The organism is Pseudomonas sp. NPDC096925, from assembly GCF_044762545.1.
Lineage (GTDB): Bacteria > Pseudomonadota > Gammaproteobacteria > Pseudomonadales > Pseudomonadaceae > Aquipseudomonas.
In genome coordinates, this window is sequence record NZ_JBIWEM010000002.1 from 107,854 (window position 1) to 126,392 (window position 18,539).

At 64.4% G+C, this 18,539-nt stretch carries 19 protein-coding genes; 10 read left to right on the plus strand and 9 right to left on the minus strand.

Features of this window, described 5'->3' with window-relative positions:
- Positions 1-48: 48 nt before the first annotated feature.
- Positions 49-519, minus strand: a complete 471-nt coding sequence (locus ACIQYU_RS06545; RefSeq protein ID WP_015271348.1) for an RNA methyltransferase — start codon at positions 517-519, stop codon at positions 49-51.
- A 72-nt stretch (positions 520-591) separates the two neighbouring features.
- Positions 592-963, minus strand: coding sequence for a YajD family HNH nuclease (locus ACIQYU_RS06550; RefSeq protein ID WP_003259546.1), 372 nt, complete (start codon positions 961-963; stop codon positions 592-594).
- Between the two features lie 132 nt (positions 964-1,095).
- On the opposite strand from ACIQYU_RS06550, the gene ACIQYU_RS06555 reads away from it, so the two are divergent.
- Complete coding sequence (locus ACIQYU_RS06555) at positions 1,096-1,374, plus strand: hypothetical protein (protein ID WP_207830815.1); 279 nt, start codon at positions 1,096-1,098, stop codon at positions 1,372-1,374.
- 154 nt (positions 1,375-1,528) lie between these two features.
- Here ACIQYU_RS06555 and ACIQYU_RS06560 read toward each other — a convergent pair whose 3' ends face one another.
- Complete coding sequence (locus ACIQYU_RS06560; protein ID WP_402798603.1) at positions 1,529-3,571, minus strand: S9 family peptidase; 2,043 nt, start codon at positions 3,569-3,571, stop codon at positions 1,529-1,531.
- Positions 3,572-3,709: 138 nt separating this feature from the next.
- On the opposite strand from ACIQYU_RS06560, the gene ACIQYU_RS06565 reads away from it, so the two are divergent.
- The 3 genes from ACIQYU_RS06565 to ACIQYU_RS06575 are packed head-to-tail and all read left to right on the plus strand — an operon-like array spanning position 3,710 to position 5,535.
- Positions 3,710-4,216 carry a hypothetical protein gene (locus ACIQYU_RS06565; protein ID WP_063912972.1) on the plus strand — a complete coding sequence of 169 codons (507 nt, stop codon included), beginning with the start codon at positions 3,710-3,712 and terminating at the stop codon, positions 4,214-4,216.
- 14 nt (positions 4,217-4,230) lie between these two features.
- Positions 4,231-5,004: a class II glutamine amidotransferase gene (locus tag ACIQYU_RS06570; protein ID WP_013973756.1), complete on the plus strand. Its 774-nt coding sequence runs from the start codon at positions 4,231-4,233 to the stop codon at positions 5,002-5,004.
- A 9-nt stretch (positions 5,005-5,013) separates the two neighbouring features.
- Complete coding sequence (locus tag ACIQYU_RS06575; protein ID WP_207830821.1) at positions 5,014-5,535, plus strand: DUF2937 family protein; 522 nt, start codon at positions 5,014-5,016, stop codon at positions 5,533-5,535.
- Between the two features lie 134 nt (positions 5,536-5,669).
- Here the strand turns inward: ACIQYU_RS06575 and ACIQYU_RS06580 are convergent, their stop codons facing one another.
- A complete protein-coding gene (locus tag ACIQYU_RS06580; RefSeq protein WP_063912969.1) occupies positions 5,670-6,581 on the minus strand; it encodes a LysR family transcriptional regulator in 912 nt (303 codons plus the stop codon).
- 128 nt (positions 6,582-6,709) lie between these two features.
- Between ACIQYU_RS06580 and ACIQYU_RS06585 the strand changes: the two genes are divergently transcribed.
- The 4 genes from ACIQYU_RS06585 to ACIQYU_RS06600 are packed head-to-tail and all read left to right on the plus strand — an operon-like array spanning position 6,710 to position 10,382.
- Entirely contained in the window at positions 6,710-7,996 is a 1,287-nt protein-coding gene (locus tag ACIQYU_RS06585) for an MFS transporter (protein WP_207830823.1), read from the plus strand.
- A 9-nt stretch (positions 7,997-8,005) separates the two neighbouring features.
- On the plus strand, positions 8,006-8,785 hold the full coding sequence (locus ACIQYU_RS06590) for a 5-oxoprolinase subunit PxpA (RefSeq protein WP_207830825.1): 780 nt from the start codon (positions 8,006-8,008) through the stop codon (positions 8,783-8,785).
- Complete coding sequence (gene pxpB, locus ACIQYU_RS06595; protein WP_207830832.1) at positions 8,782-9,468, plus strand: 5-oxoprolinase subunit PxpB; 687 nt, start codon at positions 8,782-8,784, stop codon at positions 9,466-9,468. The genes ACIQYU_RS06590 and pxpB overlap by 4 nt, the downstream gene beginning before the upstream one ends.
- Complete coding sequence (locus ACIQYU_RS06600) at positions 9,465-10,382, plus strand: biotin-dependent carboxyltransferase family protein (protein WP_402798608.1); 918 nt, start codon at positions 9,465-9,467, stop codon at positions 10,380-10,382. The genes pxpB and ACIQYU_RS06600 overlap by 4 nt, the downstream gene beginning before the upstream one ends.
- A gap of 114 nt (positions 10,383-10,496) precedes the next feature.
- Here ACIQYU_RS06600 and ACIQYU_RS06605 read toward each other — a convergent pair whose 3' ends face one another.
- From ACIQYU_RS06605 to ACIQYU_RS06615, 3 genes are all read right to left on the minus strand, one after another.
- Positions 10,497-11,675 (minus strand): VWA domain-containing protein, encoded by a 1,179-nt coding sequence (locus ACIQYU_RS06605; protein ID WP_013973749.1) that lies wholly within the window; start codon positions 11,673-11,675, stop codon positions 10,497-10,499.
- A 13-nt stretch (positions 11,676-11,688) separates the two neighbouring features.
- The gene (locus ACIQYU_RS06610) at positions 11,689-12,534 is read right to left on the minus strand and encodes a MoxR family ATPase (protein WP_013973748.1); all 846 of its coding nucleotides are present in this window, start codon (positions 12,532-12,534) and stop codon (positions 11,689-11,691) included.
- A 228-nt stretch (positions 12,535-12,762) separates the two neighbouring features.
- A complete protein-coding gene (locus tag ACIQYU_RS06615) occupies positions 12,763-13,836 on the minus strand; it encodes a DUF748 domain-containing protein (RefSeq protein ID WP_207830836.1) in 1,074 nt (357 codons plus the stop codon).
- 134 nt (positions 13,837-13,970) lie between these two features.
- Here ACIQYU_RS06615 and cysK point away from each other — a divergent pair, with 134 nt between their 5' ends.
- Positions 13,971-14,945 carry a cysteine synthase A gene (cysK, locus tag ACIQYU_RS06620; protein ID WP_207830838.1) on the plus strand — a complete coding sequence of 325 codons (975 nt, stop codon included), beginning with the start codon at positions 13,971-13,973 and terminating at the stop codon, positions 14,943-14,945.
- A 173-nt stretch (positions 14,946-15,118) separates the two neighbouring features.
- The gene (locus tag ACIQYU_RS06625; protein ID WP_063912961.1) at positions 15,119-16,054 is read left to right on the plus strand and encodes an aspartyl/asparaginyl beta-hydroxylase domain-containing protein; all 936 of its coding nucleotides are present in this window, start codon (positions 15,119-15,121) and stop codon (positions 16,052-16,054) included.
- A gap of 245 nt (positions 16,055-16,299) precedes the next feature.
- Here ACIQYU_RS06625 and ACIQYU_RS06630 read toward each other — a convergent pair whose 3' ends face one another.
- Complete coding sequence (locus ACIQYU_RS06630) at positions 16,300-17,952, minus strand: cyclic peptide export ABC transporter (protein WP_402798612.1); 1,653 nt, start codon at positions 17,950-17,952, stop codon at positions 16,300-16,302.
- Between the two features lie 32 nt (positions 17,953-17,984).
- Positions 17,985-18,434, minus strand: a complete 450-nt coding sequence (azu, locus tag ACIQYU_RS06635; protein WP_233687536.1) for an azurin — start codon at positions 18,432-18,434, stop codon at positions 17,985-17,987.
- Positions 18,435-18,539 lie beyond the last annotated feature (105 nt).

Sequence of the window (18,539 nt, forward strand, 5' to 3'; positions counted from 1 at the left end):
CTGAAGTGTATGCAGGTGACCTGTCGGCCACCGTCATCGTTCAGTCGGCTATTTGAACCTGGGCCCCGAACGGGTATTCAGCCCCTTGGCCATGCGGTCATACAGCACCACATTCACTGTCGCCGCCAGGTTCATGCAGCCTTCGGTCGGAATGTAGATGGTCTCTTCGCACCACGCCCGTACATCGGCACTGAGGCTGCCGTCTTCCGGCCCGAAGATGTAGATGGCCCGGTCCGGGTGGGTGTACTCCGGCAATGGCCGCGCACCTTCAACCAGTTCTACAGCCACCGGCGTGCAGCCCAGCGGGATGATGCGCTGCAGGTCGTCGATGCCGATCAGCGGGATGTCGTAGTGCACGCGCTTGGTGTCGGTGACGAAGTCACGCGCGCGCTCGTAGCGTTTGCCGGTGTAGAACACCGAGTTGACGCCGTAGCAACCCGCGGCGCGCATCACCGAGCCGACATTTTCTGCCGACTTGGGGTTGAACAGGCCGATGCAGCTGTATCGTTTGTTTGCCACGTACCGGGGCCCTTCGCGAAAAAAAGCGCGATTATACGGGCTGCCCGGTAGCAGCGGGGGGCGAATCGATGGTCAGTCTTTCTTCAGCATGCCCGCCAGCCCGGCGAACGGGTTGTGGGTGGCCTTGGCGATGCTCGGGGTGCTGGTGGAGCCTTCGCTGAAGTACTGCTGGTCGGTGTAGCGCGAGTGCTCGTTGTCGTGGCAGTACAGGCACAGCAACTCCCAGTTGGAGCCGTCCTGCGGGTTGTTGTCGTGGTTGTGGTCGCGGTGGTGCACGGTCAGCTCGCTCAGGCGCTTGCCGGAGAACTCGCGGGCGCAGCGGCCGCAGACGTGCGGGTACATTTTCAGGGCCTTGTCGCGGTAGCCCATTTCCTTGTCGCGCTTGGCATCGGCCAAGATGCGGTCCAGGCGCGCGGTGGCGGCGGCAGAAGAGGTGGAGCTCATGGTGTTTCCTTTGTTCTGATCAGGCAGATGACGGTTATGCCATTGAGTCTAGCGCGCTTGCGGGGCCGGGGGACAGGCGAAAGCTTCGATTTAGGCGTAGCCTGTAGGAAGGTTCCCGACAGGAGGTTGCTGATGTTTCGCGCGATCCTCGCTGTGCTGTTGTTGGCCGGCCTGTCCATGGCCGAAGCTGCCAGCACGCCACCCCGGCTGACCACGCCGGTGCCCGGTGCACCGGGTACACCTACGCCTACGCCATACCCGCAGATTACCCCGAGTACGCCGCCCAAGGCCTACGACAACCAGCCGGGGGCGCCCCTGTTGCCGCCGATGCCGGTGCCCGGGCCGCCGAAGGACCAGCCATTGCCGGGGTTGCGCCAGGATCCGCCGAAGCAGCCGGTGCAGGATGACTGAGAGGGCTGTGTTGGCTGTGGGATTTTGGGGCTGCCTTGCAGCCCATCGCGACACAAGGCTGCTCCCACAGGGATCGCACAGGATTCAGGGCATGCTCGGTACCTGTGGGAGCGGCCTTGTGTCGCGAAAGGGGCGCAAGGCGCCCCCAGCCATATCAAACGATACCTAGCTCGCCGAATACGAACGCATACTCAAGGGCCACATCCTTGATCCCTTGATACCGCCCGCTCATCCCGCCATGCCCAGCCCCCATTTCGGTCTTGAGCAGCAGCAGGTTGCTGTCGGTCTTGCGCGTGCGCAGCCGCGCCACCCACTTGGCCGCCTCCCAGTACTGCACGCGGCTGTCGTTGTAGCCCGCCACCACCAGCATCGCCGGGTAGGCCTGTGCCTTCACGTTCTCATACGGCGCGTAGGCCTTGATCCGCTCATACACCTGCGGCTCCTCAGGGTTGCCCCATTCGTCGTACTCGGTCACGGTCAGCGGCAGCTCGGGGTCGAGCATGGTGTTGAGCACGTCGACGAACGGCACTTCGGCAATCGCACAGCGGAACAGCTCGGGGCGCAGGTTGAGTACCGCGCCCATCAGCAGGCCACCGGCACTGCCGCCACTGATGGCCAGGCGGTCGGCAGCCGTCACACCTTCGGCGATCAGGTGCTCGGCGCAGGCGATGAAGTCGCTGAAGGTGTTGTGCTTGTGCTCCTGCTTGCCGGCGCGGTACCAGGCTTCGCCCAGTTCGCCACCGCCACGCACATGGGCGATGGCAAAGGCCACGCCGCGCTCCAGCAGGCTCAGGCGCGCATGCGAGAACCACGGGTCGAGGCTTTCGCCATAGGCGCCGTAGCCATACAGGTACAGCGGTACGGTCCGGCCCAGGTCCTGGCGGCGGCGCACCAGGCTGATCGGTACCCGGGTGCCGTCCGCTGCAGTGGCCCACAGGCGCTCGCTGACATAGTCGTCGGCATCGAACGGCCCCAGCACCGGGGTTTGCTTGAGCACCGCCTGGGCACCGCTGGCCAGCTCCAGCTGGCGTACCTGGGCGGGGCGGTTGAGTGCTTCATAGCGCAGGCGCAGGCGTGGGCTGGCGAACTCCAGGCTGTCCTGCACGTACAGGCTGTAGGCCGCGTCGGGCAGCTCGACGCGGTAAGCCGCCAGGCCCTGCGGGCGTACCTCGATGATTGGCAGGCCACCTTCGCGCAGGCTCAGGGTCAGCGCCCCGGCATTCAGGCTGAGGCCTTCGAGCATGATCGTGTCGCGGTGCGCGACCAGCAACTGCCATTGCTCGCGGCTGGGCACCGGTGCGACCGGGGCGTGGTACAGGGCGAAGTTGATGCCGTCCTGGTTGGTGCGGATGAACCAGCGCCACTGGCCGTCGAGCTGGCCGTGGTCGGGGAAGTACTCGTGGCCTTCGACGCGTGGCGCCAGGCAGGTGAACGGTGCCTGCGGGGTTTGCGCGTCCAGCACCCAGGCCTCGCTGGTGGTCTTGCTGTTCAGCAGCAGCACCAGCTGGCGCTCGGAGCTGGTGCGGTAGCAATGCAGGAAGAAGCGCCCGTCGGGCTCCTCGAACACGGTCTGCGCGCCTTCGCTGCCCAGGGTGTGGCGACGCAGGCGCCACGGGCGGTGGGTGTCGTCCAGTTCGGCGAAGAACAGCGTCTGGCTGTCGTTGGCCCAGGTCATGCTGCCGTCGCAGTCGTCGAAGGGCAGGGTGGTGACGCTGCCACTGGCCAGGTCCTTGACGTACAGGGTGAAGATTTCGTCGCCGCTGGTGTCGAGGCTGTAGGCCAGCAGGCGGTGGTCGGGGCTGACGTTGAACGCGCCAAGGGACAGGAAGCCGCCGTTGGCCAGGGCGTTGGGGTCAAGCAGCAGTTGCTCCTGGCTTTCATCGACCGTGTTGGAGTCATCGGCAGGGCGCGGGCAGCGGTAGTGGCGCGGGTATTCGTCGCCTGCGGTGGTACGGGTGTAGTACAGGTAGGGGCCCCAGGGCGCCGGCAGCGACAGGTCGGTTTCCAGGATGCGGCCCTTGATCTCTTCGAACAGTTGCTCGCGCAGTGGCGCCTGATCGGCCAGGCAGGCTTCCTGGTAGGCGTTCTCGGCCTGCAGGTAGGCAAGCACCTCGGGGGTGTCGCGCTGTTGCAGCCAGGCGTACGGGTCGGCGGTCTGGGCCTGGTGGGCAATCGGGGGTTGGGGCTTGGTTGGCATTGAAGATCTCTTGATTGGGGGTGCCTGTACCGGCCTCTTCGCGGGCAAGCCCGCGAAGAGGCCGGTACAGGCAAACACTGTCTGCGCCCGGAAAAGTGTTTATCATAGGCATCTCTTTGCCTGGCTTGCACGAACACCATGACCGAGAACGACTACACCCTCGCCTGGGGCCTTTACGCGGTTGCCGCCCTGGGCTGCCTGCTGGTGGGCTTCAAGCTCACCGGCTGGATGTGGCGCTGGCTGCGCGAACCGCTGCGGGTGGTGCTGGCGGTGCTGCTGCTGACCCCGACCATCGTCGACCCGGTCAAGGACAGTTTCGCCCCGGCCATCGCCATCACCGCCCTGGATGTCGCCTTCAAGGTCGGCAACAACGCCTGGCGCGCGGTGTCCGACTTCGCCATGTACGGCATGGGCGCCTTTTCCCTGTATTTCCTCTTCGTACTGCTGCGCTTTCCGCTGGAAAAACGCGCCCGCGAGCGCCGTGCACAGGCCGAGGCCGCTGCCCAGCGCCAGGCGGCCGAAGATGAACAGCTCGGTGCCCATGCCCCGCTGGCCGCCGAGCGCCGCGACCGTTACCGTGACGCGCCACCCCCTGCCGCCCCAGCCGCCACTCGTGGCGGTGGCCGGGTCGAGCCCCGTCTGTAAGCGGAGACACGCCTATGTGCGAACTGCTGGGCATGAGTGCCAACGTCCCCACCGACATCGTCTTCAGCTTCACCGGCCTGATGCAGCGCGGTGGCCGTACCGGCCCGCACCGTGACGGCTGGGGTATCGGCTTCTACGAAGGCCGAGGCCTGCGCCTGTTCCAGGACCCGGCCGCCAGCAGCGAGTCGGAAGTGGCCAACCTGGTGCAGCGTTACCCGATCAAGAGTGAGGTGGTCATCGGCCATATCCGCCAGGCCAACGTCGGCAAGGTGTGCCTGTCCAACACTCACCCCTTCGTGCGGGAAATGTGGGGCCGCAACTGGTGCTTTGCGCACAACGGCCAGTTGGGCGACTTCAAGGGCCAGGCCAGTTTCTACCGGCCGGTGGGCGACACCGACAGCGAGGCGGCTTTCTGCGACCTGCTCAACCGCATCCGCAGCGCCTTCCCCGAGCCCGTGCCGGTGGAGCAGCTGTTGCCGGTGCTGGTCGAAGCCTGTGCCGGTTACCGTGGCCAGGGCGTGTTCAACTGCATGCTCAGCGACGGCGACTGGCTGTTCTGCTTCTGTTCGACCAAGCTGGTGCACATCACCCGCCGTGCACCTTTTGGTGCGGCGCGGTTGAAGGATGTCGACCTGATCGTCGATTTTCACACCGAAACCACCCCCAACGACGTGGTCACGGTAATCGCCACCGAGGCCTTGACCGAGAACGAGACCTGGCAGCGCTACGAGCCGGGTCAGTGGGCCCTGTGGCGGCACGGCGAGTGCGTGGCACACGGCCAGAGCTAAGGACGCGGCATGTTCAGAAGTTACCTGCGGTTGCTGCTGTTCACCTTCGGCTTGCTGGCCGGTATCCAGGTCCCGGGGCTGGTCAAGGACTACAGCCAGCGGGTCGAGGCGCACCTGTTCGAGTCGCGCGAGGCGCTCGACGGCTTCCGGCAGACCGCCGAACGCTTCTTCAATGGCGACCTGCAGGCGCTGCTGCGGCATTACCGCACTAGCGACGACCCGGTCTTCAACAGTGATGCCAACAGCATCGAAAGCCTGATGATCCGCAACGAACTGCTGGAAAACGAATGGCAGGCGCTGCAAGGGCCATGGGTGCAGCGTACCTGGCATGTGCTGGTGCAGGCCGACCCGCAGTTGCGCGAAGAAACCCTCAATGGCTACAGCTACCAGATCCTGCTGGTGCCCGAGGCGGTTGGCTGGGGGCTTGGTGCAGGGTTTGTGCTGGCCTTCGTGGTCGAGAGCCTGTTGCTGGGGATTGGCTGGGTGATCCTGGGCGGGCGGCGTGGGGCGGTGAAAGAGAGCTGGCGCTAAGGCATTCTGTGCCTGTGCTGGCCTCTTCGCGGGTAAACCCGCTCCCACAGGTACAGCGCAGCCTTCAAGATCTGTGGTGATCCTGTGGGAGCGGGTTTACCCGCGAAGAGGCCAGCACAGGCACTGCAAATCTGTCAGACCAACACAATCCGTTGCCCACCCACATCCCGCGCATACCCCTCCAGCACCTGCCGGCACACCCCGACCACTTCATCCACCAACGCCACCCCGGTCTGCCAGGCCACCACCAGCTCCAGGCTTGGCGGCGGTTGCAACCCTTGCAGCAACACCAGCTCACCCCGGCTCAACTCGGCATCCACCAGCGCCGGGGGTAGTGCGCCAATGCCAAACCCGTCGCGCAACAGCCGGGTAATCGCCGCCACCGAGTTCACGCAGTTCAGCCGCGGCGCTTCGGCCCCCGCGCCCTGCAGCAGGCTCAGCACTTCCTGGTGCGGCCGCGAGTTCTTCGAGAAGGTGATGATGCGTTCCCGCCCAAGCTCGGCCAGTGAAGCGTAGTCGCGGTGCTGGTGCGAGCCGGCGGCCACCACCCAACCCATCGGGTAGCGCGCCAGGTCGAGGCTGCGGATCGACTGCTCGCGCAGCAGGTCGGTCTGCAGGATCACGTCGAGAAAGCCCTTCTGCAATTGCTCGCGAAGGTTCAGCGCCGTGTCGGCCACCAGTTCGATCTCCACCTGCGGGTAACGCTCGGTCAGCTCCGCCACCAGCGCGCTCATCCAGGTGTGGATCACCGTGTCCATCACCCCGATACGAATGCGCCCGACCTTGGCCCGGTCGCTGTCCAGCGACTGTTTCATGGCCTTGGCGGTTTCCAGCATGCGCTCGGCATATTCCAGCACCTTGCCGCCTTCCGGGGTCAGGCTGACGCCGCGTGAGTCGCGCAGCAGCAGCTTCACGCCCAGGTCGGCTTCCAGCGCGGCAATGCGGCTGGACACCGAGGCCTGGGTGGTAAACAGCTTCTCCGCGGTCAGGCGGAAGCTCTTGAGCCGGGCGACCCAGACGAAGGTTTCGAGGAAGCGAAGGTTCATGATCAGTTTTTCTTGTTCCAGACCGGCGGTTTTTCTCGTTGGACGCAGGTGGCGCGGCCTCTGAACAATGGCGCTCAGGCCGCGACCCTTTGTCGCCTATAAAACAATACCAACAAGCCGAGGCAAGCATGAACCCTACCGGCGTGCAGCAGCAGGTCAGTACCCCCTCTTCGTCCGGGCCTTTCGCCTGGTACCGCGACATCGACTCACAGCAACGCCGGACATTCTGGAGCTGCAAGATCGGCTATGGCCTGGACGGCATGGACACGCAGATGCTCAGTTTCGTCATCCCCACGCTGATCATGCTGTGGGGCATCACCACCACCGAAGCCGGGCTGATCCATACCAGCACGTTGATCGCCTCGGCCGTGGGTGGCTGGGTGGCCGGCATACTCTCCGACCGTATTGGCCGCGTACGCACCCTGCAACTGACGGTGCTGTGGTTTGCCTTCTTCACCTTCCTCTGCGGCTTCGCCCAGAACTACGAACAGCTGCTGATTGCCCGTACCCTGATGGGCTTTGGCTTTGGCGGTGAGTGGACCGCCGGCGCGGTGCTGATCGGCGAGGTGATCCGCGCCCAGGACCGTGGCAAGGCGGTGGGCATGGTGCAGTCCGGCTGGGCCCTTGGCTGGGGCCTCACCGCCATCCTCTACGCGCTGCTGTTCTCCTGGCTGCCGGCAGAGCAGGCCTGGCGCGCGCTGTTCCTGCTGGGCCTGGTACCGGCGATCTTCGTGATCTTTGTCCGCCGCCTGGTCAAGGACCCCGAGGTGTACCGCGAAGCCAAGGCGGTGGAAAACGCCGAGGCACCTGCACAGTTCTACGAAATCTTCGCCCCGGGCATGCTCTGGACCACCGTGCGTGCGTCTCTGCTGACCACCGGCGCACTGGGTGGCTACTACGCCATCACCTCGTGGCTGCCGACCTTCCTCAAGAACGAGCGCGGCCTGAGCGTGCTGGGCACTGGTGGGTACCTGGCCATGGTGATCGTCGGCTCCTACGTCGGCTATGTGGTCAGTGCGTACCTGTCCGACCTGCTGGGGCGCAAGAAGAACTTCATCCTGTTCGCCGTGGGCTCGTTCGTCATCGTGCTGTTGTACACGCAAATGCCGGTCAGCGATGGCGTGATGCTGTGGCTGGGCTTCCCGCTGGGCTTCTTCGCCTCGGGCATCTTCAGCGGCATGGGCGCGTTCCTCACCGAACTGTTCCCCACGCGTATCCGCGGTTCGGGGCAGGGCTTCTGCTACAACATCGGCAAGGTCATCGCGGCGCTGTTCCCGCTGCTGATCGGCGTGCTCGGCCAGAAAGTGCCGCTGGGCCTGGGCATCGGCGTGTTCTCCGCCGTGTCCTACGGCGTGGTGATCGTGGCGGCGCTGAGCCTGCCGGAAACCCGCGGCAAACAGCTGCAGGCGCGGTAAGGTAGGCATATGAACAACGACAATGGAGGCCGCGCGGTGGAACGCCTGCTACTCAATTGTGACATGGGCGAGAGTTTTGGCAGCTGGCGCATGGGCCTGGATGCCGAGGTCATGCCCTACATCGATTGCGCCAACATCGCCTGCGGGTACCACGCCGGGGACCCCGGCATCATGCGCCGCACCGTGGCGCTGGCGCTGGAGCACGGGGTGACCATCGGCGCGCACCCGGCCTACCCGGACCTGGTCGGCTTCGGCCGCCGTTCCATGGCCTGCAGCCCGGAGGAAATCCGCGACCTGCTGCACTACCAGATCGGTGCGCTGGAGGGTATCTGCAAAGTGCTGGGCGGCCGCGTGGCCTATGTGAAACCCCATGGTGCGCTGTACAACGACATGATGGCCGACCCGCTCAAGCTGCGTACCGTACTGGAAGCTGTGGCGGCCTACGGCGGCGACCTGCCGCTGATGCTGATGGCCACTGCCGACAACCGCGCCGCCCAGGCCCTGGGTGATGAAATTGGCGTGCCGCTGTGGTTCGAAGCATTCGCCGACCGCGCCTACACCGCCAGCGGTCATCTGGTGTCGCGGCGCCTGCCGGGCGCGGTTCACCACGATCCGGCACTGGTGGTGGAGCAGGCCGTGCGCCTGGCCCGTGGCGATACGCTGGTGGCGGATGATGGCAGTGCCTTGAGGCTTGTGGCCAGCACGCTGTGCGTGCACGGCGACAACGACAGTTCGGTGGCGGCAGTGCGGCAGATTCGCCAGGCCCTCGATGCCCTGGAGTCGCGATGAAACCGCGCATTGAAGTCGTGGCCATCGACAGCCTGATGGTGCGCCTGTTCGATGGCATCGACGAGGGCAACATGCCGTGGATGCTCGCCGCCAGCCAGCGCTTGCACGCGGCGTTCGGCGAGCACTTGCTGGATCTGGTGCCGTCCTACACCACGCTGATGGTGCAGTTCGACCTGCCACCGGGTGAGGCGAGGGCGCTGATCATCCGTGCGCTGGAAGGCTTGCAGCCCGACACGGGCAGCGCTGGCCGCCGCCATGAGATCCCGGTGTGGTACGACGCCAGTGTCGGCCCGGAACTGCCGGTGTTGGCGGCCCGTAGTGGCTTGAGTGAAGCAGAGGTGGTCCGCTTGCACAGCCAGCGTGAGTACCCGGTGTTCGCCCTGGGTTTCGCCCCCGGTTTCGGCTTCATGGGCCTGGTGGACGAACGCCTGGCCAGCCCGCGCCTGAGCACCCCGCGCAAGCGCGTGGCGGCCGGCAGCGTCGGCATTGCCGAGCGCCAGACGGCAGCCTATCCGGCGGTATCGCCGGGGGGCTGGAACCTGATCGGGCGTACCCCGGTGCGCCTGTTCGACCGTGAACGCGAGGGCTACAGCCTGCTGCAACCCGGTGACCGGGTGCGCTTCGTGCCGGTTTCGCGCAGCGAGTTCCTGGCGTTGGGCGGTGATGTGGAGGCACAAGCATGAAGCAGTTGAAGATAGAGGCCAGTACGCCGCTGTGCCAGTTGCAGGATGCCGGGCGTTTTGGCGTACGCCACCTGGGCGTGACCCAGGGCGGGGCGCTGGACTGGGTGGCGATGCACTGGGCCAACTGGCTGCTGGGCAACCCGTTGGCGGCACCGGTGGTGGAGGTGGCGCTGGGCGGTTTCTGTGTGGTCGCTGAACAGGATTGTGTGCTGGCCCTGGCCGGTGCTGACCTTGATGCGCGGGTCGATGACCAGCCGCTGGCGCCCTGGCGCAGCTTTGCCTTGGCCAAGGGGCAGCGGTTGAGCCTGAAACAGCCGAAGCAGGGCGTGCGGGCGTATCTGGCAGCACCTGGCGGTTTTCTGGGCGAGGATGTGCTGGGCAGTTGTGCCACGGTCGTGCGCGAAGAACTGGGCGGTATCGATGGCCACGGCTCTGCGCTCGGCAAAGGCCAGGCGCTGGCATTTTCAGGCACGTCGGCGACCCTGCGTGAGGTACCGGAAGCGCTGCGGCCACAGTACGCACAAAAGCCTGTGCTTGACCTGGTGATGGGCGCACAGATCGGTGACTTCAGCGGTACCAGCCTGTTCGAGGCGTTCAACCGTGAGTGGACGCTGGACAGTCGGGCCGACCGCATGGGCATCCGCCTGCTGGGGCCGCAGCTGGTCTACCAGGGCGCGCCGATGATTTCCGAGGGGATTCCGCTGGGGGCGGTGCAGGTGCCGCCGGATGGGCAGCCGATCGTGTTGCTCAATGACCGGCAGACCATTGGCGGCTATCCACGGCTGGGGGCGTTGACGCCGTTGGCGCTGGCGCAACTGGCGCAGTGCATGCCGGGGGCTGCGGTGCGGTTCAGGGCGGTGGTGCAGGACGAGGCCTGGCGGGAGCAGCAGGTATACCTGGACCGTTGGCGTTAAGGCTGCCGGCCTCTTCGCGGGTGAACCCGCTCCCACAGGTACCCCACAGGCCTCAAGGCTTGCGCAATACCTGTGGGAGCGGGTTCACCCGCGAAAGGGCCGGTACCGGCAACATCACTTGGACAGGTAACGCATCCCTTCCTCCAACCCCTGCAGGGTCAGCGGGTACATCTTGTCCTCGATCAAGTCCCGCACCAGATGGGTCGATGCGGTGTAGTCCCAGGCCTGCTTGGGATACGGGTTGATCCAGATGATCTTCCTGAACTTCTCCATGAAACGCTGCATCCACACATACCCGGCTTCTTCGTTCCAGTGCTCCACGCTGCCGCCCGGCTGGGTAATCTCGTAGGGCGCCATGGCCGCGTCGCCGACGAACACAACCTTGTAGTCATCGCCGTACTTGTGCAGCAGGTCGAAGGTGGAATAGCGCTCCGAGGTGCGGCGCAGGTTGTTCTTCCACACCGACTCGTACACGAAGTTGTGGAAGTAGTAGTACTCCAGGTGCTTGAACTCGGTCTTGCACGCCGAGAACAGTTCTTCGCAGACCTTGACGTGGGCGTCCATCGAACCACCGATGTCGAACAGCAACAGCAGCTTCACCGTGTTGCGCCGCTCGGGGCGCATCTGGATGTTCAGCAGCCCGGCATCCCGTGCGGTGTGGTCGATGGTGCCGTCGATGTCCAGCTCTTCGGCAGCGCCTTCACGGGCGAACTTGCGCAGCCGGCGCAACGCCAGCTTGATGTTGCGCGTGCCCAGCTCCACCTGGTCGTCCAGGTTCTTGTATTCGCGCTGGTCCCACACTTTCACCGCCTTGCCCTGGCGCTTGCCGGCCTCGCCCACGCGGATGCCCTCGGGGTTGAAACCGCCCGAGCCGAACGGGCTGGTGCCGCCGGTGCCGATCCACTTGTTGCCGCCGGCGTGACGTTCCTTCTGCTCTTCGAGGCGCTTCTTGAACTCCTCGATCAGCTTGTCCAGGCCGCCCAGCGACTGGATCTGCGCGCGCTCCTCGTCGGTCAGCGAACGCTCGAATTCCTTGCGTAGCCAGTCTTCGGGGATCAGCGCCTCGATGTGCCGGTCGAGGTTCTCCAGGCCCTTGAAGTAGGCGGCGAAGGCCCGGTCGAACTTGTCGAAGTGGCGCTCGTCCTTCACCAGGATGGCGCGGGCGAGGTAGTAGAACTCGTCCATGTCGGCGAACACCACGCGCTTTTGCAGGGCCTGGTGCAGGTCGAGCAGTTCGCGTACCGACACCGGCACCTTGGCCGCGCGCATTTCATTGAACAGGTTGAGCAGCATGGCCCGGCTCCTGTCAGCGGTTGCCGCGCCGGCTCATGAAGGCCAGGCGTTCGAGCAGCTGCACGTCCTGCTCGTTCTTCACCAGCGCGCCGGCCAGCGGCGGAATGGCCTTGGTCGGGTCGCGTTCGCGCAGCACCGCTTCACCGATGTTGTCGGCCATCAGCAGCTTGAGCCAGTCGACCAGTTCGGAGGTGGAGGGCTTTTTCTTCAGGCCCGGTACCTTGCGCACGTCGAAGAATACGTCCAGCGCCTCGCTGACCAGCGACTGGCTGATGTTCGGGTAGTGCACGTCGACGATCTGCTGCAGGGTGGTGCGGTCAGGGAAGGCGATGTAGTGGAAGAAGCAGCGACGCAGGAAGGCGTCCGGCAGCTCCTTTTCGTTGTTGGAGGTGATGATGATGATCGGGCGCTGTCTGGCCTTGATGGTCTCGTCGATTTCGTAGACGTAGAACTCCATCTTGTCGAGCTCTTGCAGCAGGTCGTTGGGGAACTCGATGTCGGCCTTGTCGATTTCGTCGATCAGCAGGATGACCCGTTCCTCGGCCTCGAAGGCTTCCCACAGCTTGCCCTTTTTCAGGTAGTTGCGCACGTCGTGGACCTTGTCCACGCCCAGTTGTGAGTCACGCAGGCGGCTGACCGCGTCGTACTCGTAGAGGCCCTGGTGGGCCTTGGTGGTGGACTTGATGTGCCAGGTGATCAGGCGCGCACCGAACGAGGCCGCGAGCTGCTCGGCGAGCATGGTCTTGCCGGTGCCGGGTTCGCCCTTGACCAGCAAGGGGCGTTCGAGGGTGATGGCCGCGTTTACCGCCAGTTTCAGGTCGTCTGTGGCGACGTAGTCGCGGGTGCCTTCGAACTTCATGGGTCTGTCCTCTGCTGGAAGCCTGCACCGGCCCTTTCGCGGGTAAACCCGCTCCCACAGGTATTCCACAAACCTCAAGAAAGGTGGGGTACCTGTGGGAGCGGGTTTACCCGCGAAGAGGCCAGCACAAGCAGTACATATTTTGATTTGTCACCGACTATAACGCGGGGTTCGTCGACTGGAAACGCAGACCAGGTATTCAGTCCCTGAATGCCCCGTCACGCGCTCCTAGTCGGAATCCGGCGCGTCACGCTCATACCGCGCATTGAACGCCTGAATGAACCCGTTGCGCAGTATCTGCAAAAACGCCTCGAAGGCGCTGATATCTTGCTTGTGCACGCTCCCGCTGAGCTCGACACGGGTCGCGAACTGGTTCTTTGGCTGGTTTTTCAATACCGTCTCGGTCGCGCCCACCAGCGCTTCCCAGACTGAGCGGAAGAAGCCTTTGTCCTTTTCCTGCACATCCTGCTGCCAGTCGAACACATCCACATCCCGCAACAGTGGCTTGATATACCCGTTCAATCGGCCGTCGGTCGCCTCGGCCTCTATTACCACATCGCCGTGCCCGGCATTGAAGTCGAACTTGCCGTAGGCGCTGGCGAAGTCATTGAGCTTGCGCAGCTCGATACCCGTGGCGCGCAGGCGGAACTCGAAGTCGTCGAAATCGCTGAAGGGGTCGAAAGTGGCGCGACTTTCCACCTTGGCCTCGCCGACGATCAGCGCGGTGCCATCAAAGCTGGCATCGCGTCGGCCCTTTTCGTCACGGATGTTGGTGAGGTTGCGAATACTGGCATCGAGCTGGGTGGCCTTGAGGTTGACCGGTGGCCTGGAGTTGAAGTTGCGGAACGTCAGCACGCCTTTGTCGATGCGAACCTCGTTCAGGGTGATCGGCAGCAGTTTTTCCAGTTGCTGGCGCCAGTCGGTGCCCTGACCGGTCTGCGAGTTCTGTTTGTTGCCGCCATCGACGAAGTTGAGCTCCGGCCGGTCGAACACCACTTCGGCAACCACTGCGCGGTCGTGCCACAGGGCGTGCCAGCTCACCGACAGGTCGATCAGCGGAGCGTCGAGAAACGGCACCGGCACCTTGCCGGTGGTCTTGACGATCTTCAGCCCGTTGATCTGGTACGCGCCGCGCCACCAGGCCAGGTCCACATCGGCCACCTGGCCACGGTAGTCGCCCATGTCGGCCAGTTTGTCGTTGAGGTAGTCGCGCACCAGATAGGGCAGGGCCAGGTGCAGCGCCACCAACAGCACGATCAGGCTGGCCAGGCCGATCAACGGCCAGCGATAACGGGCTCTCATCGAAGTGTCTCCAAGGCAGGATGTGCGGTTGACCGCAACGTGTCTGGCTGAGTTCGAACAGGCTTTACGGGCCACCGGCCCGGGCTTACCCTTGAGGTCTTTCCCTGCTTTTATTCATGCCAAGGACCCCTGCCATGAGCCGTATCTTTGCAGACAACGCCCACTCCATCGGTAACACGCCGCTGGTGCAGATCAACCGCATTGCCCCGCGCGGCGTGACCATCCTGGCCAAGATCGAAGGGCGTAACCCGGGTTATTCGGTCAAATGCCGCATCGGCGCGAACATGGTCTGGGACGCCGAAAGCAGCGGCAAGCTCAAGCCGGGCATGACCATCGTCGAGCCGACCTCGGGCAACACCGGCATTGGCCTGGCTTTCGTTGCCGCTGCCCGTGGCTACAAACTGATGCTGACCATGCCCGCCTCGATGAGCCTGGAGCGCCGCAAGGTGCTGAAGGCGCTGGGCGCCGAACTGGTATTGACCGATCCGGCCAAAGGCATGAAGGGCGCCATCGAGAAGGCCAATGAAATCGTCGCCTCCGACCCGGCCCAATACTTCCTGCCGGGCCAGTTCGAAAACCCGGCCAACCCGGCGATCCACGAGAAAACCACCGGCCCGGAAATCTGGAACGACACCGATGGCGCGGTCGACGTGCTGGTGGCGGGCGTCGGTACCGGCGGCACCATCACCGGTGTGTCGCGCTACATCAAGCATACGCAGGGCAAGGCGATCCTGTCGGTGGCAGTGGAGCCAGCGGCATCGCCGCTGATCAGCCAGACCCTGGCCGGCGAAGAACTCAAGCCGAGCCCGCACAAGATCCAGGGCATCGGCGCCGGCTTCGTGCCGAAGAACCTCGACCTGTCGATTGTCGACCAGGTGGAGACGGTAACCGATGAAGAGTCCAAGGCCATGGCCATCCGCCTGATGCAGGAGGAGGGCATCCTCTGCGGTATTTCCTGTGGTGCGGCGATGGCGGCAGCCGTGCGCCTGGCCGAAAAGCCGGAAATGCAGGGTAAGACCATCGTCGTAATTTTGCCGGACTCCGGCGAGCGCTACCTGTCGAGCATGCTGTTCAGCGACATGTTCAGCGAGCAGGAAAACCAGCAGTAATCGGCCTTGCCGCTGATCCGGCGCAACGTTTGGCGGCTTGGTTCATTGCAAAATCTTCATGATTGAGTTGCCGCCCAGGTTGTTTTTACCTCGGCGGCATCAGTTTATGATGGCAGGATGATTTATCGGAGAGCAGGGTGCGTACCCCTGTTGCTTCCTCAAGGAGTGAAAGCATGACCTTTTCCTTTGCAGCCAAGGCGGGTGTCTTGCTGGTGTTTTTCGGCAGCGTGCTGTTCGTGCACCTGCGCGGCAAGGCTCGCCTGCCGGTGTTGCGCCAGTTCGTCAACCATTCGGCGCTGTTCGCCCCTTATAACAGCCTGATGTACCTGTTCTCCGGCGTACCGTCCAAGCCCTACCTGGACCGCCAGCGCTTCCCCGAGCTGGACGTGCTGAAGGACAACTGGCAGGAAATCCGCGAAGAGGCCATGCGCCTGTTCGACGAGGGCTACATCCGCGCCGCCGAGAAGGATAACGACGCCGGCTTTGGTTCGTTCTTCAAGAAAGGCTGGAAGCGCTTTTACCTGAAGTGGTACGACAAACCGTTGCCTTCTGCCGAAACCCTGTGCCCGCGCACCGTCGAGCTGGTCAGCAGCATCCCCAACGTCAAGGGTGCGATGTTCGCCCTGCTGCCCGGCGGCAGCCACCTGAACCCGCACCGCGACCCGTTCGCCGGTTCCCTGCGCTACCACCTTGGCCTGTCCACCCCCAACTCCGATGCTTGCCGCATCTACGTCGATGGCGAGGAATATGCCTGGCGTGATGGCGAGGATGTGATGTTCGACGAAACCTACGTGCATTGGGTCAAGAACGAGACCGACGTCACCCGGGTGATCCTGTTCTGCGACATCGAACGCCCGCTGAGCAGCCCGCTGATGACCCGCATCAACCGCCAGGTCAGCGCCTTCCTCGGCCGTGCTACTGCGCCGCAGAACACCGATGACGAGCGTGTTGGCGGGATCAACCAGGCGTATGCCTGGAGCAAGCGCTTCAGCAACCGGATCAGTGGCCAGGTGAAGCAGTTCAAGCGCGCCAACCCCAAAGCCTACCGCGTGCTGCGGCCGGTGTTGGCGGCGGTGGTGGCGTATCTGCTGTATCGCTGGTTGTTCTGATTCTGCCGGTTGGGGCTGCTTTGCAGCCCATCGCGACACAAGGCCGCTCCCACAGCTACCGCGCCACTTCCTGGAATTGCGCAGCACCTGTGGGAGCGGCCTTGTGTCGCGACAGGGGTGCAAAGCGCCCCCGGCGTCCTCTCAGGAAACCACTCTGGTTCGGTGTTTATAGGGAATTATAGACAGACTATAGAGCGATTATAGATTGTGGTTGATGAGGGGGCGCGCAGCCCCCCTTTACTGTCTCAAACCGGCTCCAACGCCTCGACCACTTTCCCTCGGCTAAGGTGCACCACCTTGTCCGCCGTATCGAAATACCGGTCATCATGCGAAATCACGATGATGGTCTTGCCCAAACGCTTCAGGTCCGGCAGCAGCTCGGTGTAGAACACCCGGCGGAAGGTCGGGTCCTGGTCCGCCGCCCATTCGTCGAACACCAGCACCGGCCGCCCGTCCAGCCAGGCATTGACCAGTGCCAGGCGCTTGCGCTGCCCGGTCGACAGGTCGGTAGTGGTAAAGGCGCCATCGCGCACGCTCACTTTGTGGGCAATCTCCAGCCGTTCCAGGTAGCGCGTGGCATCGCTGGGCAGGCTGTGCTCGTGCTCGGGCAGGTCGTCGAACAGGTAATAGTCGGCGAACACCGTGGTGAACAGCTGGCGATAGTCATCCAGCCCCTCCGGGCCGACGGCCTTGCCGTTCAGGCGCACTTCGCCGCGTTGCGGGGTGTACAGGCCCAGCAGCAGCTTGATCAGCGAGGTCTTGCCGCAGCCGTTCTCGCCGACGATGAACAGGATCTCGCCCGGCTCGATGCTCAGGTTCACCGGCCCCACGCGGAACGGCTCGTTGCCGTCCACCGGCGGGTAGGCGTACTCGACGTTATGCAGCTCCAGATGCGCGCTGGCCGGGGCGGCGCGCTTGACCGGCGGCTCCAGCAGCAGGTGCGGCTCGGGCGAGGAAAAGCGCTCGGACAGGTCGGCGATGCGACGGAACGCCACCTGGGCGCGGCCGAGGATAGGCAGGTTACCGATCAAGGTTTCCAGCGGGCCTTTCATGTACAGCAGCACCAGCACGAAGCCGCTCATCACCGCCGGGTCGTTGCTCGGCCATAGCGATTGCAGGGCCAGGGTCAGGCCGATGACCACGAAGAACAGCATCGACCCCAGGCTCTTGGCCGCGACGAAGATGTTGATGGCGCGGATATGGGTGTTGGCGATGAAATCGGCGGTGCCCTGGATGTTGCGGGTCAGCATGGCATGGCGGCGGCGGCGGTCGATGCGCAGCTCCTTGGCGCCCTCGGCGATGGCCGAGTAGTGCTTTTGCAGGTTGTCTTCGGCATCGCGGGCAGCGTTGAACCCGGCCACGCCTTTTTGCCGGGCGATGTACTGCACGCCGCTACCGATGCCGATGGCGGCCAGGGTGATGAGGAAAATCGGCCATGACAGCCAGGCCAGGTAGGCCATGCAGCCAGTCACGGTGGTGAGCGAGATGGCCAGCGGGGCGAAGGCGAAGGCAAAGTCGCTGATGGTGTCGACGTCGCGGGTCAGCACAGGGATCAGGCGGTGGGTGCGGTAACGCTCGATCTGTTCGATCGGCGCCGACAGCACCTTGGCGCCGAGGTCCTTGCGCAATCGGGCGATGACTTTCTGCCCTACGTAGTTGGTGCCGCTGTCGGCCGCCACACTGCTGACCAGGGCCAGCACGCACAGGCCGGCGAAGGCCAGGATCACGCCCTGGCTCATGCCGCCCGCCGCATGCAGGCCCTGGTTGACGGTGGCCAGCAGGGCGGTGACGGCCAGGCCGCCGAGCATGCCCAGCAGCACCGAGACGATTACCGCCGGGCGGTAGGGTTTCAGCAGGCCCAGCAATTCGCGGATGGCCCCGGGGGAGGAGGTTTTCATGAAGCGTGATCTCGCTGGTGAAGTGGGCGGGGTCAGCTGCCGAGGGTCAGGGTGCCCTTCATCAAGGTGCTGTGGAACGGGAACGAGCAGTAGAAGCTGTAGGCGGTACCGGCCTTGAGCGACCGGGTGTCGAGGGTGACGCTGTCTGTTTCACCGCCGCCGATCAGGCGGGTGTGGGCGATGACCCGGGTGTCGCCGGGCTTCACGTAGTCCTGCGCTTCGCCGGCTTTCAGGCCGTCGTCGAGCACGCCCTGCATGTCGGCCTGGGTGCTCAGCACCCAGTTGTGGCCCATCACGTTCTTCGGCATGGCGCCGGGGTGGGTGAGGGTGACGGTGAACGCGGTGCAGGCCTTGGGCACGCTGATGGCGGCCTTGTCGAAGGTCATCTGGTCGGTGCCATGGATTTCCACGGCGCATGGCTCTGCCGACCACGCGGCAGGGGGCGCGGCGAGCAGGGCGAGGAGCAGAAGCTGGCGAGTCATGTACGGTTCCTGGGCGATAAACGGGTGCACATCGTTCAGACGAACCGGCGCGTGCCAGCTTTACCTGTGTGTGTGGCCCTGGTGAATTTCCCCATGGCCCGCTCG